The organism is Flavobacterium acetivorans, from assembly GCF_020911885.1.
In the GTDB taxonomy this organism is placed as follows: Bacteria; Bacteroidota; Bacteroidia; order Flavobacteriales; family Flavobacteriaceae; genus Flavobacterium; species Flavobacterium acetivorans.
In genome coordinates this window covers 901,403-917,925 of sequence record NZ_CP087132.1, presented here as the reverse complement: position 1 = coordinate 917,925, position 16,523 = coordinate 901,403, and the positions used below count along the sequence as shown (strand labels likewise).

General features: G+C 33.9%; 17 protein-coding genes. 12 read left to right on the top strand and 5 right to left on the bottom strand.

The window, feature by feature from the left end; genetic code table 11:
- Positions 1–18 precede the first annotated feature (18 nt).
- Positions 19–1,332: a phenylacetate--CoA ligase family protein gene (locus LNP19_RS04125; protein WP_230063547.1), complete on the bottom strand. Its 1,314-nt coding sequence runs from the start codon at positions 1,330–1,332 to the stop codon at positions 19–21.
- Complete coding sequence (locus tag LNP19_RS04120) at positions 1,332–2,201, bottom strand: hypothetical protein (RefSeq protein ID WP_230063546.1); 870 nt, start codon at positions 2,199–2,201, stop codon at positions 1,332–1,334. The genes LNP19_RS04125 and LNP19_RS04120 overlap by 1 nt, the downstream gene beginning before the upstream one ends.
- 120 nt (positions 2,202–2,321) lie before the next feature.
- Here LNP19_RS04120 and purD point away from each other — a divergent pair, with 120 nt between their 5' ends.
- Entirely contained in the window at positions 2,322–3,596 is a 1,275-nt protein-coding gene (gene purD, locus LNP19_RS04115; protein WP_230063545.1) for a phosphoribosylamine--glycine ligase, read from the top strand.
- A gap of 25 nt (positions 3,597–3,621) precedes the next feature.
- Here the strand turns inward: purD and LNP19_RS04110 are convergent, their stop codons facing one another.
- Positions 3,622–3,852 (bottom strand): DUF6341 family protein, encoded by a 231-nt coding sequence (locus tag LNP19_RS04110; protein WP_230063544.1) that lies wholly within the window; start codon positions 3,850–3,852, stop codon positions 3,622–3,624.
- Positions 3,853–3,995: 143 nt separating this feature from the next.
- Between LNP19_RS04110 and LNP19_RS04105 the strand changes: the two genes are divergently transcribed.
- On the top strand, positions 3,996–4,925 hold the full coding sequence (locus LNP19_RS04105; RefSeq protein WP_230063543.1) for a DUF6427 family protein: 930 nt from the start codon (positions 3,996–3,998) through the stop codon (positions 4,923–4,925).
- On the opposite strand, the gene upp is transcribed toward LNP19_RS04105, so the two are convergent.
- On the bottom strand, positions 4,920–5,573 hold the full coding sequence (upp, locus tag LNP19_RS04100; protein WP_230063542.1) for a uracil phosphoribosyltransferase: 654 nt from the start codon (positions 5,571–5,573) through the stop codon (positions 4,920–4,922). The two genes, LNP19_RS04105 and upp, sit on opposite strands and share 6 nt — an antisense overlap.
- Before the next feature lie 121 nt (positions 5,574–5,694).
- Here upp and LNP19_RS04095 point away from each other — a divergent pair, with 121 nt between their 5' ends.
- Positions 5,695–6,300 (top strand): DUF4254 domain-containing protein, encoded by a 606-nt coding sequence (locus tag LNP19_RS04095; RefSeq protein ID WP_230063541.1) that lies wholly within the window; start codon positions 5,695–5,697, stop codon positions 6,298–6,300.
- Between the two features lie 42 nt (positions 6,301–6,342).
- Positions 6,343–7,359 (top strand): glycosyltransferase family 9 protein, encoded by a 1,017-nt coding sequence (locus LNP19_RS04090; RefSeq protein WP_230063540.1) that lies wholly within the window; start codon positions 6,343–6,345, stop codon positions 7,357–7,359.
- Between the two features lie 87 nt (positions 7,360–7,446).
- Here LNP19_RS04090 and LNP19_RS04085 read toward each other — a convergent pair whose 3' ends face one another.
- A complete protein-coding gene (locus LNP19_RS04085) occupies positions 7,447–8,499 on the bottom strand; it encodes a ferredoxin--NADP reductase (protein WP_230063539.1) in 1,053 nt (350 codons plus the stop codon).
- A 130-nt stretch (positions 8,500–8,629) separates the two neighbouring features.
- Here LNP19_RS04085 and LNP19_RS04080 point away from each other — a divergent pair, with 130 nt between their 5' ends.
- From LNP19_RS04080 to LNP19_RS04045, 8 genes are all read left to right on the top strand, one after another.
- On the top strand, positions 8,630–8,971 hold the full coding sequence (locus LNP19_RS04080; RefSeq protein ID WP_230063538.1) for a PadR family transcriptional regulator: 342 nt from the start codon (positions 8,630–8,632) through the stop codon (positions 8,969–8,971).
- A gap of 10 nt (positions 8,972–8,981) precedes the next feature.
- The gene (locus tag LNP19_RS04075; protein WP_230063537.1) at positions 8,982–9,641 is read left to right on the top strand and encodes a hypothetical protein; all 660 of its coding nucleotides are present in this window, start codon (positions 8,982–8,984) and stop codon (positions 9,639–9,641) included.
- Complete coding sequence (locus tag LNP19_RS04070) at positions 9,638–10,345, top strand: hypothetical protein (RefSeq protein ID WP_230063536.1); 708 nt, start codon at positions 9,638–9,640, stop codon at positions 10,343–10,345. Before LNP19_RS04075 ends, LNP19_RS04070 begins: the two co-directional genes overlap by 4 nt.
- A gap of 47 nt (positions 10,346–10,392) precedes the next feature.
- Entirely contained in the window at positions 10,393–11,862 is a 1,470-nt protein-coding gene (locus LNP19_RS04065) for a DUF5687 family protein (RefSeq protein WP_230063535.1), read from the top strand.
- A gap of 49 nt (positions 11,863–11,911) precedes the next feature.
- Positions 11,912–12,607, top strand: a complete 696-nt coding sequence (locus LNP19_RS04060; RefSeq protein WP_230063534.1) for an ABC transporter ATP-binding protein — start codon at positions 11,912–11,914, stop codon at positions 12,605–12,607.
- A 342-nt stretch (positions 12,608–12,949) separates the two neighbouring features.
- Positions 12,950–15,571: a type IX secretion system periplasmic lipoprotein PorW/SprE gene (gene porW / locus LNP19_RS04055; protein WP_230063533.1), complete on the top strand. Its 2,622-nt coding sequence runs from the start codon at positions 12,950–12,952 to the stop codon at positions 15,569–15,571.
- A 5-nt stretch (positions 15,572–15,576) separates the two neighbouring features.
- A complete protein-coding gene (locus LNP19_RS04050) occupies positions 15,577–15,984 on the top strand; it encodes a bactofilin family protein (RefSeq protein ID WP_230063532.1) in 408 nt (135 codons plus the stop codon).
- The gene (locus LNP19_RS04045; protein ID WP_230063531.1) at positions 15,953–16,177 is read left to right on the top strand and encodes an AtpZ/AtpI family protein; all 225 of its coding nucleotides are present in this window, start codon (positions 15,953–15,955) and stop codon (positions 16,175–16,177) included. The genes LNP19_RS04050 and LNP19_RS04045 overlap by 32 nt, the downstream gene beginning before the upstream one ends.
- Positions 16,178–16,523: the final 346 nt, after the last annotated feature.

Below are 16,523 nucleotides of genomic sequence, written 5' to 3'. Positions count from 1 at the left end.
ATTTTTCAACTTCAAATCTTATTTCAGCAGAGAAGTAAACTGCTTCAATTTGCCACGATTACTTCTTTCTAAAGCGTTTTTTCTAGTGAATTTAAAGGCTAAATTTGGTTCCAAATACAAAGCAATCGCTTGTTTTATTTTTTGGATTTGTTCCAAATTTAATTCGGTTTCACTGACATATTCTATTTCAAAAGCATCTATTTTGGTTTGTTTGATGATAAATTCTTTGACGTTTCCGTCATCTTCAATGATGCTTTTGGTCACATAATAAAAAGTCAAACCTGGCGATTTTTTTCCGCTTGGTAAAAGCGCAACATCATTGGTACGACCAATTAATTTCTTAAGAATCGGTTTATCCAAAGTACTTTTCGCATCCAAAATCCCAATATCGCCAATATCATATCGAATAAAAGGATGCGCTTTGTTGAACAAAGATGTAATCACAATGCGACCTTCTTGGCCATAAGGCAATACATTATTTTTGTCATCCAGAATCTCTACAAATAGCGTTTCGGTATTTACTTGCCATTTGCCTTCGGGATTTTCAAAAGCTATTAGATCCAGTTCGGAAGCGCCGTATTCATTGATAATTGGGATTCCGAATTGGGTTTCGAGAAGTATTTTATCTTCTTCAAAAAGCATTTCTGAAGTCACCATGCAGACTTTCAATGTAGGACAAATTTCTTTTAAGATGAGGTTTTGCTTCCGTAAAAATTTGCCAAACAAAACAAGGGAACTAGTGTAACCGTTGAGGTAATCGAATTTAGTATTTTCAAATTTTTTCAACACTTTTTCTAAAGCCTGATCTGATAAATCAAAAACAGGAAAGCGGAAACGTTTGCTCAAAAAGTCCTTAAAACGTTCTTTTTTGTTACCAATGAAATCCAAAGGAATGCCATAAAAACGTGCCTGAATAGAACGGTTAAAATCAATGCCAAACCAGCCAAAACGATACATATACGAAGCCCAAGTCAGCGCATGACAGTATTTGTCTTTGGCAAAAATAAAAGGATCGCCACTGGAACCAGATGTTTTGTTAACGTACGTATTTTTAGAATTGTAACCATTGGATAATCTTTCATTCAATGGTTTTTGTAAATTTTGTTTGTTTAAAATGGGTAAATCTCCCCAACTCTTAAATGTTTTTGAACCTACTAATTGTTGATAAAAGGCATTGTTTTGCAGATGAAATTCAACAATTTCTCTTTTTTTATTTTCGATAAATAGTTGATGTTCTGTTGTTGATTGAGCTACAATTTTTCGCAATTCGGCCTTGGCCTCTTTTATCGGATAGCCATTGAATTTTAGCGTTAAATCGAATAATTTCAGCATTATACTTTTAGAACAATATTAATATTTCCGGCTGTTAATTCTTCGTCTGAATAATTTTTATAATCAGAGTGTATTTCAATATTCTTAAACAAACAATGTTGTTCAGAATCTTTTTTGACGCTATCGAAAGTTAAATATATAATTTCATAATCCAAAGATTTGAAAATTTCCAAGTATTGCGGAAGCCTTAATCTGTTGTGATAATCAAATTTGGTTTGGATACGATTCCATTCTTTTTGATCGTATTTTAAAAAATCGTGAAGGGACAAGGACGGATCAGAATAAGCTCTGTGATCACTCGGCGAAATAAAATGAACGATATGGGATCCTTTTTCAAGTGTATTTTTAAATTTCATATGCATTTCTGCAATATCTTCGGGAGTGACATGTTCAAGGACAAACCTTGAAAAAACGATTTCTGCTTTTGGAATTTCCGCTGTAATTATATTTTGTGAAGGAAAATAAACAAGCTCTTTTGGAAGGCTGTATTTTCCTTTTTTAGGAATGTCAATAATTTGATTGTACTCTTTTGAAAAAACGGCATTAAAATCTACAATCGAATTTTCCTGATAATGTTCATTCAAATCATAGGTATAAACGCGCTTTGCTTTGCCTTTAAAGATAAATAAATAAGGAATAATAGGTAACCATCCGGAGCCAATTTCAATAATTGATTTGTTGTCAGGCTCTATTTTCAACAGCTTACAAATGGTAAGAAAGCTGTTAAATGTATTTTCGGAACTTTTTAGTTTTAGATTTAAATTCTTGTTTTCGGAGAAATATTGTAGTTTATGGTATAGCTTAACGCCCAAAGGATTGGGCAAAAAGCTCAAAAACTGAAAAACGGATGTTTTTATTTTATGATTCATAAACTAATTTTATCAAAAATAAGAAAAGAAATCGCTGGTTTTATTTAATTTTTTAGCCGAATCTCTTTTGGTAAACTTTAAAACAACCTATTTTTGCAGCACAACTAAAAACAACAACAGATGACTATTTTATTATTGGGTTCAGGAGGAAGAGAACATGCATTTGCATGGAAAATGATTCAAAGTCCACTTTGCGACAAACTTTTTGTAGCTCCGGGTAATGCAGGAACGGCTTCAATAGCAACCAATGTAAATATAGGCGTAACTGATTTTGATGCGATAAAAGCTTTTGCTTTGGCTGAAAAAATCGACATGGTTGTTGTAGGTCCCGAAGATCCATTGGTAAAAGGAATCTATGATTTCTTTTTGAATGATGCCGATTTAAAACATATTCCGGTGATTGGACCTTCAAAAATAGGAGCACAACTCGAAGGAAGTAAAGAATTTGCCAAAGAATTTTTGGTAAAACATAATATTCCAACTGCGGCTTACGATAGTTTTACTGCCGAGACGGTAGAAAAAGGATGCGAATTTTTAGCCACTTTGCAACCTCCTTATGTTTTGAAAGCAGACGGACTAGCAGCCGGAAAAGGGGTTTTGATCATTCAAGATTTGGCTGAAGCCCAAGATGAATTAAGAAACATGTTGGTTCATCAAAAATTTGGTGCTGCGAGTTCAAAAGTAGTTATCGAGGAATTCCTTGACGGAATAGAATTGAGTTGTTTTGTGCTTACCGATGGTAAAAACTATAAAATTTTACCAACAGCCAAAGATTATAAACGCATTGGCGAAGGCGATACGGGCTTGAATACAGGTGGAATGGGAGCTGTTTCTCCGGTTCCTTATGTTGATGCCGTATTGATGGAAAAGATTGAAACACGAATTGTAAAACCAACTATTGACGGTTTCCAGAAAGATGGAATTCCGTATAAAGGTTTTGTTTTTATAGGATTAATCAATGTCAAAAACGAGCCAATCGTAATTGAATACAATGTAAGAATGGGTGACCCGGAAACCGAAGTGGTTGTTCCAAGATTGAAAACGGATTTAGTCGAGTTATTTTTGGCTGTAGCCAATGAAAAACTGGATGAAATTACCTTAGAAATTGATCAGAGAAGCGCGACTACCATTATGGTGGTATCTGGTGGATATCCGGAAGATTTTGAAAAAGGAAAAGTAATTTCAGGTTTGGAAAATATAACGGATTCTATCGTTTTTCATGCCGGAACAAAATTAGATAACGGAGATGTTGTTTCTAATGGAGGAAGAGTTTTAGCGGTAACTTCTTACGGGGATGACTTTGAACAAGCCATAAAAAAATCTTACCAAAACATAGATAAACTAAATTTTGATAAGATGTATTTTAGAAAAGATATTGGAAACGACTTAAAATAGTTTCCAATATCTTCTTTTTTTAATATTACTTTAAAAAAGAATGAGCAGTTGTGTCTTGGTTTTCTGTTCCTGCCGCATCAAAAATTCTTAATTGTTTGATCCAATATAACATTGCAGCAGCACAAATAATCATAAAAATCCAGTTGATTGAATTTGCTGCAAACCAAGATTTTAACTCTAAAGAACGTAAAAAATCAAGGGGAGCAAATAAAACATTTACAAATAAGTATTCTATTCCTTCGAAAAATGCTTTCATAATGTATAAAATTAATTTTATTAGATGTTTTAAAGGAGCTTCATTACTAAACATTCTTCTTTGTTAAGAATCTTTTTGAACTTGCAGAGTTTCCTTTTTAAACAAGTACTATATTTACAGTCACAAAAGTATAAAATATCCTTATGATTACAAGTGTTTTTAAAAAATCTACACCATTAAATTTTTCGTTGGTCGTATTTTTGATACTGGTTTTCTTTTTTCTTTTTCAGATTCAAGATTTAGCCTGGACTAATTCGCTTGTTTTGATTTTAGAGAAAATAGGCCTGCTCACTATTTTATTAGCATCGGTTTTTATTACTAATTTCATTTCTAAGAAGAACGGCCTTAGTAAAGACAGCAGTTATATCATATTATTTTATTTGTTGTTTTTACTTTTTTTCCCCACGTTTTTAGGGAATACAAACTTGCTTTTGGCTAATTTTTTCCTTCTTTTGGCGTTGCGAAGATTGATTTCCCTTCAATCATTAAAAGCGTCCAAAGAAAAAATATTTGATGCTTCCTTGTGGATTTTTGCGGCCTCTTTATTTCATTTTTGGAGTATTCTATATATTGTATTGGTTTTTATTTCTATCATTTTTCACGTTTCAAGAGATTACAGAAACTGGATTTTACCATTTATAGCCTTGGTTGTTGTAGGAACTATTTTTACTTTTTTTTCGCTGGTATTCGATTTAAATTCAATAGAATATATTAGCCGTAGTGTAAAAACTAATTTTGAGATTAATTATTTTACTAATAATTACCAGAACGGTGCCTTGTCTATTTATGCAACCGTGGCTTTATTTTTTATCATTTCGATGTTTTCTACATTGTCAAACAGACCACAGATTTTACATAGCTCCTACAAAAAGATTATTGCCTCTTTTTTTATTGGTGTATTGATTTTCTTAGTTTCGGCTAATAAAAGCAATGATTTACTGGTGTTTACCATTACTCCTTTGGCTATTTTAGCAAGCAGTCATATTGAAATGCCACAACTTAAATTGAAACAGGAAATGGTATTAACAGTACTTATTGTTTGTAGTTTATTTGCGTTTTTTTCCCAATTATAATTTATTTCCGTAGGCCAAATCTCCTGCATCGCCAAGTCCTGGCACAATATAACTGTGTTCATTTAGTTTTTCGTCAATAGAGGCGATCCAAAGATGGCAGCGGTCTGGCAAGTGTTTTTCAAGATAAGCAATCCCTTCAGGAGCGGCTATGATAACGGCAATATGAATCTCTTTTGGCGTGCCTCTTTCCATCAATTTATTAAAAACGGCAACAATAGACTGTCCTGTGGCGAGCATAGGATCAAGTAGCAATAAGTAGTTATCATTAATTTCTGCGATGGCTTGGTATTCTACAAGAATATCAAAATAATCATCGTTATTTGGATGGTGTCTGTAAGCCGAAACAAAGCCGTTTTGAGCACTGTCAAAATAATTTAAAAATCCCATATGCAATGTCAATCCGGCGCGTAGGATAGAACACAAAACCAATTGATCTTTAATTTCTGTAGTTTTTTTAATTCCGAGTGGGGTTTGGATTTCGATCGCTGTATAATGCAATTCCTTACTCATTTCATAGGCCATAATTTCGCCAATACGCTCAATATTTCGTCGAAAACGCATACTGTCATTGTGTACATTGACATTTCTGATTTGACCCAAAAAATGGTTGAGAACACTATTGGTTTCTGATAAATGGTGAATTTGCATAAGAGAATTTTAATTTCCAAATCAAATGTGTTGCCCTTTCAGACTTTCGAAATAGATTTGTGATTTGTGATTTTTTTATAAAAGTATAAAAAGTATCTTTGTAACCATAAAATATAAAAAGATGTTTTCAAAATTAGCGTATTCCGTTTTCGAACAAAGTATCAAAGATTACCATCAATTTGATAATGTAGATCAACCTATAAATAATCCTTTCCCAAAGGATAAATTCGAACATTTACTATACCTAAAAAATTGGATCGATACAGTACAATGGCATTTTGAAGATATCATTCGTGATCCGAATATTGATCCGGTTGCTGCTTTGACTTTGAAAAGAAGAATCGATGCTTCCAATCAGGAACGCACGGACATGGTGGAATATATTGACAGTTATTTTTTGCAAAAATTCAGCAACGTAAAAGTGAAAGAAGGTGCAAAAATCAATTCAGAAAGTCCAGCTTGGGCTTTTGACAGGTTGTCAATTTTGGCATTAAAGATTTACCATATGAATGAGGAAGCGACTCGTACTGAAGCTTCTCAGGAACACAGAGACAAATGTCAAGCAAAATTGAATATTTTATTGGAACAAAGAACCGATTTGTCAACTGCTATTGATGATTTATTAACCGACATTGAAAACGGCGATAAATTCATGAAGGTGTACAAGCAGATGAAAATGTACAACGACGATGATTTGAATCCGGTTTTGTACCAAGGAAAAAAATAATTGGCAGCTAAATTGTCAAGTAAAATTCAGCATATAGCCGTCATGAGACTTTCCGCAATGGGAGATGTCGCCATGACGGTGCCTGTTTTACGTGCTTTTGTAAATCAGCATCCCGAAGTTAAAATCACGGTGATTTCCCGTCCTTTTTTCAAAGCTTTTTTCGAAGGAATTCCTAATGTATCTTTTTTTGCTTTCGATGAAAAGCAGCGCCATAAAGGATTCTTGGGTTTGTTGCGATTGTTTCAAGATGTAAAACAACTTCGGATTGATGCTTTCGCCGATTTGCACAACGTTTTGCGATCTAAAATTGTCAGATCACTTTTTGCCCTGAGCGGAAAAAAAATGGCTTATACGGATAAAGGCCGGTCGGAGAAAAAAGCCTTAACCCGAGCCGAAAATAAGGATTTCAAACCACTTACAACGATGTTTGAAAGACACGCGAAAGTGTTTGAAAAACTTGGTTTTTCGATAAATTTATCCCATCCCATTTTTCCTGAAAAAGCAGTTTTAAAGGATGAAATTTTAGATTTAATAGGAGAAAATTACGAACAATTAATTGGAATTGCACCTTTTGCGCAATATGATTCTAAGGTGTATCCGATTGATTTGATGCAAGAAGTAATCGATCAATTGGCCGAAAATAGTAATTATAAAATACTGCTTTTTGGAGGTGGAAAAAAAGAAATCGAAGTCTTAGATTCGCTTTCTTCCAATAAAGAAAACGTCATCAATATGGCGGGAAAAATCAAGTTTCAACAGGAATTAGAATTGATCAGTAATCTGGATGTGATGCTGTCAATGGATTCCGGAAACGCCCATATTGCGGCTATGCTTGGCGTAAAAGTCATTACGCTTTGGGGCGCCACACATCCTTATGCCGGATTTATGCCATTTAATCAGCCTATTGAAAATGCTCTGGTTTCTGATAGAGAAAAGTACCCATTTTTACCTACTTCGGTCTATGGGAATAAAAAAGTAGCAGGCTATGAAGAGGCCATGCGAACGATTATTCCTGAGAAAGTAGTGTTGAGTATTCAGTCTAAACTAGCAGCAGATTAAAATGATTTTATAATAAACCGCAAATTATCAACATTAAGGTAAATTTGCGAATTTGCGGTTTATTTTTAATAGCTTGTAATTTATTTCCTAAACATCATCAAAATCAACATAGATCGTCTCTGATGTTGGATGTGCTTGACAGCTCAATATTAATCCGCTTGCAATTTCTTTATCGGTCAAAATCGAATTTTTCGTCATTTCGGCAGTCCCCGATGTGATTCTGCAAAGGCAGCTGCTACAAATTCCGCCCTGGCATGAATAAGGAGCATCGATTCCTTGTTTTAAGGCCGCTTCTAAAATGGTTTGTTTCTGTGACATCTCAAAAGTGGTCTCTTCGTCATCTACCATAACGGTGATTTTAGAATGACCTTCTAATGATTCTTTGATTTCGTTTTCTTTAGAAGAAGTCGTGAAAAGTTCAAACTTGATAGCCGATTCTTTCACGTTTTTTTCTTTCAAAACACCGGAAACGGTATTAATCATGTCCTCAGGACCGCACAAATAGAACTTGTCAAATTCCAATTCCTTGTGTTTGTTGTTCAATACAAAATTCACTACCGATTTATCAATTCGACCAAATAACGACTGATCTACTTTGGCTTGACTGTAAACATAATGCACAAATAGACGGCTTACATACTGCGATTGTAAATCGTGTAATTCTTGGTGAAATATTGTTTCTTCAGGTGTTTTGTTACCATAAACCAGAACAAAGGAGCTCTTTGGTTCACTTTGCAAAACCGATTTCAGCATTGACATTACAGGTGTGATACCACTTCCGGATACAAAAGCGACATAATTTTTTTGTCTGCTTGCTTCTGGTTCCAATGTGAATTTCCCTTCAGGTTTCCCTACTTCAAGAACGTCACCGGCTTTTAGTTTTGTATTGGCAAATTGAGAGAAAGCACCATTTTTAACCGCTTTAACTGCAATACGTAATTCGCCGCTTTCTGGAGCTGAGCAAATGGAATAAGCACGACGAATTTCTTGACCGTCAAGGGTTAACCTCAAGTTAAGATATTGACCTGCAATGAAATTATAATTGGCTTTTAGTTCCTCAGGAACATTAAAAAGTACCGAAATCGCGTCTTTGGTTTCGCGACGTACTTCTTTTATAATTAATTTTAAAAAGGATGGCATGAGATAAATTTTTTACAAATATACTAAAGAGATTAGGTTTCTTTAAATCAAAAAGATTGAAATTTTCATACCTAGATAAGTTATGTATAAGAATCTTATGTATATTTGTTTTGTAAAAATGAAAAGGATTATGAAAAATTCACAATTGTACAAAGGAAGTTTGAATACGATCATCATGAAGTTGCTGGAGGAAAATGGCAAGATGTACGGCTATGAAATTACCCAAAAAGTAAAAGCAATAACTCAAGGCGAACTCAATATTACCGAAGGCGCTTTGTATCCCGCTTTGCACAAGCTTGAAGCGGAAGGCTTGTTGGATGTAGAAATTGAAAAAGTGGATAACAGAATGCGTAAATATTACAAATTGACTGAAAAAGGAACTACCGAAACGGTAAATCGTCTCTCTGAACTCGAGGATTTTATCCGAAATATGCAGAGTTTAGTGAACCCTAAACCGAATTTAGAATTTTAATTTTTTGATGATGAAACTAACTGCTGAACAAATAGAATGTATTAACCAAACTTTAATTGGTAAGGGGATAAAATATGACGATTTAAAATTGGAAGTTTTAGATCATATTGCCTCCGAAATAGAAAACGAAATGGAAACTACAAATAAGGATTTTCCAATGGTTTACAAGCAAGTTTTTGAAAACTGGAATACAGAGTTTAAGATGACAAGAGCATTGTTTTCATTTAATACTTATTATCCTAAACTAGCTAAAAGTAAATTCGGAAATCAGTTTAAAAAGGAATTAATAACATCCCTAGTATTATCAATACTATTACTTACTATTTTTCAAATAATTGAAAATAAACAAGTTAAATTGCAATTTTTAAGTGTAGTGAAAGAAGTACTGTTTTATACCTATTGTACAACAGTAGCTGTAGCACTCGTAATCAAACTCATGAACTTAAAATCAAAAGTGACTTCTACATATAAGCATTTGTTTGATACTCGTTTCGCTGTAATGATTGTTTTTTTATCAGTTATTTTTAATGCAAATATTCCTCATGATCTGACGAATCAAAATTTATTTGTAGGAACTATAAGCTGTCTTTTTGTTTTTTTTGTTTCTGTTATTTATGTAGGACTAAAGCATCTTCAATTTGAACAAAAATTATCCATTTCCAACTCATGAAACTAACTGCCGAACAAATAGACCAACTTTATCTTTTCTCCCGTCAGCATTATGTGGAATATTACGATTTGCAAACAGAACTCGTGGATCATCTGGCAAATGCAATAGAAACACAATGGTTGGAAAATCCAGAGCTTACTTTTGACGAAGCCTTGAATATTGAATTCAAGAAGTTTGGCATTTTTGGTTTTATGGATGTAGTAGAAAACCGTCAGTGTGTTCTAAACAAAAAATACAATAAATTGGTTTTTAAACATTTCAAGCAATTTTTTGCTATTCCAAAGATTGTGTTGACCATTGCAATGACTTTGTTATTGTTTAGTATTTTAAAAGTAACTACTTATAAAGAGTGGATTATTATTGGGTTTTATCTCGTTTTGATCAGTTTTACTTTTTATGAAATGATTGGAAACCGAAAAAAAAGGAATAAAAAAAAGCAATCAAAAGATAAAAAATGGCTCTTTGAAGAAATAATCAACCAATATGGCACTCTTTTCGGAGCAATATTAGTACCGTTTAATTTTCTCTTACAATTGATTAATCATGTTGACAGTATCTTAAGTAATGACTACTGGATATTGGGTTTAAGTTTTGTTTCCATATTATTTAGTTTGCTACTTTTTATTATTTTCAAAGTCATTCCATCCAAAGCTACAGAATACCTGTTAGATACCTATCCGGAATACAAATTGGAAAAATTGTAACATTTTCCCGTTTTCAACTACTTACCATAAAACTAAACCAATAAGTTATGATTCAAAAATTCCTTTATCTCGAATGGAAAGCATTTTTTCGATCGGCTTCCTTCGCTACTAATCTGGCTTTAAAAATCCTGATGGGTTTTTTCGCTATTTATTTTATTTTAATCTTTTTAGCATTAGGAATCGGTGTTTTTTATATTTTAAAAAAATCCAACCTCGATCCTATTGTTACCGTAAATAAGTTCATTATTTACTATATAATCGTTGATTTAATCATTCGATTGCTTTTGCAAAAAATCCCAGTGATGAACATTCGTCCGCTCTTGATTTTACCCATAAAAAAATCCACCATTATCCATTTTTCCTTAGGGAAAACGGCCTTGTCGTTCTTCAATTTGGTTCATGGCTTTTTCCTGATTCCATTCAGTGTCGTTTTAATAATAGAAGGCTATGATGTGCTGTCAGTACTGCTATGGTTTACGGCAATTTTCTCATTGATGTACATCAATAATTTTATAAATATCCTGTTGAGTAATAAGGATAATTTGTTCGCAATTTTCTTAGCAATGGCAGCTATTTTGGGAGGATTTCAATATTACGAATTATTCAATATCACCGATTATACGGCACCTTTTTTTGACGCTATTTTCAATACCTATTGGGCTTTTGCAATTCCGGTATTGGCTTTGATCGCTTTGTATTATGTCACTTTCCAATATTTTAAAAATAACTTATACCTTGATGCAGGATTGTCTAACAAGCATGATATTGCTAAAACAGAGGATTTGACTTGGTTGAATCAATTTGGAACCATTGGGACCTTCTTGAAAAATGACATTAAACTGATTAAAAGAAACAAACGTTCTAAAACTACGGTAGGTTTGAGTATCATGTTTCTTTTTTATGGTTTTCTATTTTTTACCAACGGAATTGAAGCTTACAACAACCCTGTGATGCACATTTTTGCCGGAATTTTTGTTTCGGGCGGATTTCTGATCACTTTTGGACAATTTGTACCCAGCTGGGACAGTGCTTATTATCAGTTAATGATGACACAAAATATTCCTTATAAAGGGTATTTGAGTTCTAAATGGTGGCTGATGGTAATTGCAACAGTAGTGACTACGACCATTGCTTCTTTCTATCTGTATTTTGGTTGGCAGGTGTATCTTACCATTGTGGTTGGAGCGATTTATAATATTGGTGTCAATTCTCATCTGGTTTTACTAGGAGGTGCTTATACCAAAACGCCAATCGATTTGAGCTCGGGCAAAGGGGCCTTTGGCGACAAGAAGGCATTCAATGTAAAAACCATGTTGATTTCATTACCACAATTAGGCTTGCCGGTTTTATTGTACTGGGCAGGTTCTAGCTTGGCCAATGCCAATGTGGGATTAGCCTTAGTGGCTGGAGTAGGAGTCATTGGATTTGCTTTTAAAGACAAGGCTTTTTCTTTGATTGAAAAAATCTATAAATCAGAGAAATATGCAACCATTGCCGCTTACAAACAAAAGAGTTAATTAAAAATCGATTAAAAAATTAGTAAATAACCGAATTAACCATAAGAAAATGATACAAGTAAACAATCTTTCAAAAACATATAACGGAACAACCGTACTTAAAATAGATAATTTAGAAATAAAAAAAGGCGAAAGCTTTGGTTTAGTGGGGAATAACGGAGCCGGGAAAACTACTTTTTTCAGTCTTTTATTGGATTTAATCCATCCTTCAACAGGGAATATTGTAAACAACAACGTTCAGGTAAATACCAGCGAAAACTGGAAACCATTCACCGCTTCTTTCCTGGACGAAAGCTTCTTGATAGGATACCTTACTCCCGAAGAATATTTTTATTTCATAGGCGATTTGCGCGGGCAAAACAAAGCCGATGTCGACGCTTTATTGGCAACTCATGAAGAATTTTTCAACGGAGAAATTTTGAACAACAAGAAATATTTGCGCGATTTGTCCAAAGGAAATCAGAAAAAAGTAGGTATTATCGCTACTTTAATCGGGAATCCGGAAGTGATTATTCTGGACGAGCCTTTTGCTAATTTAGATCCAACCACACAATTTCGATTGAAAAAAATCATCAAGGATTTAGCCGATAATCCAGATGTGACGGTATTAGTTTCCAGCCATGATTTAATGCACACGGTAGAGGTGAGCGACAGAATCGTAGCTTTGAATAAGGGAGAAATCGTAAAAGATATTCAAACATCTCAAGAAACTTTGCAGGAATTAGAACTATTTTTTGCGGTTTAAAAAGCCACAATCATAATTAAATATTTTACCGCTAATTTGCCCATTTCATTTTTTTATTGAAATGGAAAATTGGCGGTTTTCATTTTAAAACCAGAATAGTTCAAGCAGTCAGCAGCAGTTTTATTTGGCCGTAACCCTTCGTAAAAACTGCGGGTCGGGCTGTGCGCTGTATCTTTATTTCCTTAAAGAAAGAAAATAAAGGATGCCGCTTCCATCCCTTACGAACGATGGGGAAATTCAAATAAATCCCGATAATTTTCAACATATCAAAAAGAAACGTATTTTTACCAGTCATTATACTAAAAAACATTTTTTAAAGTTTAATGATATAAACATTTGCCTTTGAAAACCAAGCTTTTTAAATATTCAATTCCATTGGGATCTTTGTTTTTTTTGGTAGCCTGTTCTACTAAAAACAATACTTTTTTGTCTAGAAATTCCCATGCTTTAAGTACGGAGTATAATATTTTATACAATGGACAAATAGGATTAGACAAAGGGATTGAAGGAATAAAGTCAAATAATAAGGACGATTTTTGGAAGCGCTTGCCAATTGAGCGCATGCAACTCATCGATAATGTAACGGCCGAGGAAAAAGCTAAAAATGCCGATTTTGAATTGGCCGAAACCAAAGCTACCAAAGCCATTCAGAAACATTCGATGAATATTGACGGCTGGGAAAGAAATTCCCAGATCGATGAATCTTACCTACTTTTGGGCAAATCCCGTTATTACGATCAAAGGTTCATTCCCGCCTTAGACGCCTTCAACTACATTTTATACAAATATCCCAATAGCAGTAAGATTTACGAAGCTAAAATTTGGCGGGAAAAAACGAACATGCGCATGGGAAATGACGCATTGGTGGTCAATAACATCACGCGTCTTTTGAAAGATAAAAAACTCAAAAAACAAATTTATGCTGATGCTAATGCACTTTTGGCGGAGGCCTTTTTAAATTTGGAAGAAAAAGATAGTGCCGTAGCCAAATTAAAAATAGCCAAAGATTTCACCAAGCGTAACAACGAAAAAGCGCGGTATAGATTCATATTAGGGCAATTATATGAGGAGCTGGGCAAGAAAGACAGCGCAATTTATAGCTATGAATCGGTGATAAAGATGAACAGAAAATCCGAAAGGAAGTATGTCATCCAATCTCATGCCCGAAAAGCGCAATTGTTTGACTATCAAAAAGGAGACACAACCGCTTTCTTAAAAACCTATAAAAAGCTGATTGCCAACAGAGAAAACCGACCTTTTCTGGACGTGTTATTCTATCAAATGGGCGTTTTTTACGATAAAAATGACAAGCAAAAACAAGCTTTGGATTTTTATAATGCCTCATTAAAAAAAACGACTACAGATCAATATTTAATGGCATCCAATTATAGAAACATTGGAAACATGCATTTTAAAAATGCCGAGTATCCAATGGCGGCAAAGTACTATGACAGTACTTTGGTAAAACTTGACCTTAAAACCAGAGAATTTATCCGCATTCAAAAAATCAGAAAAGATCTCGACGAAGTGATTTTATATGAAGCTTTAGCATCAAGAAATGACAGTATTATCAATGTAGTTTCCTTGTCAGAAGCAGATCGGGTTTCCTATTTTGAGAAAGCGATCGATCAATTGAAAAAGGACGATGAAGCCAAAAGAATTGTGGAGAAAAAATTGAAAGAGAAACAGCAAAATATTGAGAGAAATACCAAAACAGGAATGGCTGATCAGGCTGTTGCTGTGCAAAATTCAGGAAAACCCTCTAATAAACCTTCCATTTTACCCCCTACAATGGCTTCTGCTGGTCCAGCGCTAAGCACTTTTTATTTTTATAACCCTACAACGCTTTCTTTTGGGAAAATAGAATTTAAAAAAATTTGGGGAAACAGAATATTAGGCGGCAATTGGAGACGATCTAGCAGTAAAACGAATTTGGTTGCCACGGATACCATAAATGCCAATAAGATTACCCCGGAAGATACATTGACCGAAGAAGTTATAGCGCAAGAATACACCACTGATTTTTATTTGAAACAACTTCCAGTTTCGCAAACAGCAATCGATAGCATTGGCAAAGAACGCAATACGGCCTATTACCAACTGGGTGTTATTTATAAAGAGAAATTCAAGGAATATGAGTTGGCTGCCAATAAATTAGAACAGTTATTGAAGAATAATCCCGAAGAAAAATTGATTCTTCCGGCGATGTACAATTTGTATAAAACCTATCAAATTACCGATAGTGCCAAAGCACAAGAGATAAAAAACCGCATTATCGCTCAATTTCCGGAATCTCGTTATGCACAAATTATCACTAATTCAAACCTCGATGCATCCGCGCTGAACGATTCTCCTGAAAATGTATACGACAAAACGTATAAACTATTTGAAGAGGAACAATTTACGACTGTTTTAGAAAAATCGGATGCCTTGATTAGCCAGTTTTCCGGTGACGAAATTGTTTCTAAATTTGAACTTTTAAAGGCAAATACTATCGGAAAACTAAGAGGATTAGCAGCTTATAAAAACGCCTTACAATTCGTGGCCGATAATTATCCAAATAGCGATGAGGGTAAAAAAGCACAGGAAATAGTAAACAATCAAATTCCGTCCTTAGAGCGTTTGGATTTTAGCACTACTGATACACATAATTGGAAAATTCTTTATGCTGTTGCGAAAGGCGATAATAAAAGTCGAAAAGAAATTGAAGAAAAAATCGATAAATATAATGTTGGAGAAAAATTTCAAAAACTAACTTATTCTTATGATGTTTATACTGATAATGAGTTTTTTGTGACCATTAACGGAATTCGATCAGAAGCACATGCAAGAAACCTAAGTTTGACTTTGAAAGAGAATAAAGATTTTAGAATAGACAAACCAGCGATTGTACTTACCAACGAAAATTACAAAGTAATTCAAATCAAGAAGAATCTGAATGCTTATTTAGCCCCAAAAAATTAAAAAAAATGTTTGATAAAAAAGCGAAGCCCTACACCGATCTTTTAGGGAAAACCAATAGAATTGTAGAAGGAACGATTATAAAAGGAGATATTATTTCTCAGGCTGATTTTAGGCTTGACGGAGAATTGACGGGAAATTTCAAATCTACCGGCAAACTGGTTATTGGTCCTGCCGGAAGTGTTACCGGAGACATCGTTTGCAATAATGCGGATATTGAAGGTAAATTTAATGGAACTATTCAAGTTACCGAAATTCTAAACGTAAAAGCCACCGCTAGTATTCATGGAGAAGTTAGCGTAGGGAAATTATCAGTAGAACCCGGTGCTGATTTTAGTGCCTCATGTACCATGAGTACTGATACAAAAAAACAATCACTTCCTGATGGACAAGAAACCAAGCAAAAATCAAACTAGTAAATGGTTAGCGATGATGAATATTCCTTTTCAAATGGGAGTAATCATTTTTTGCTTTACTTATTTAGGGATTTGGCTTGACGAGAAATATACCGGCACGGCTATTTTTACTATAATATTATCACTGGTATCTGTTCTTATAGCATTATACAATGTTATTAGGCAGGTTAAAAATTTAAACAAAGAAGACTAATGCAACAATTTTACAAATACCTAAAGTTACTAATCCCTTTTTCCCTTGTATTGTTTTTCATACAATATTATATAGTAGGTTCTTTTTTTGAAAAAACGCTCTTTTTTTATTCGACCTGGAGTATTTATGTTTTTCATTTTATAGTTACAGTGCTTTCTTATGCTTTTTTAATTTTTGTAAACAAAACCTTTGCTGACAAAACCGGTTTTGCTTTTATGGGTCTTAGCTTGATTAAGATGATGGCAGCGATAGTTTTCCTAATCCCTTTATTACAATCAGATCTGAAAAGCAAAATTCCTGATGTCAGTGCTTTTTTTATCCCTTATTTTTTGTTTTTGTTTTTCGA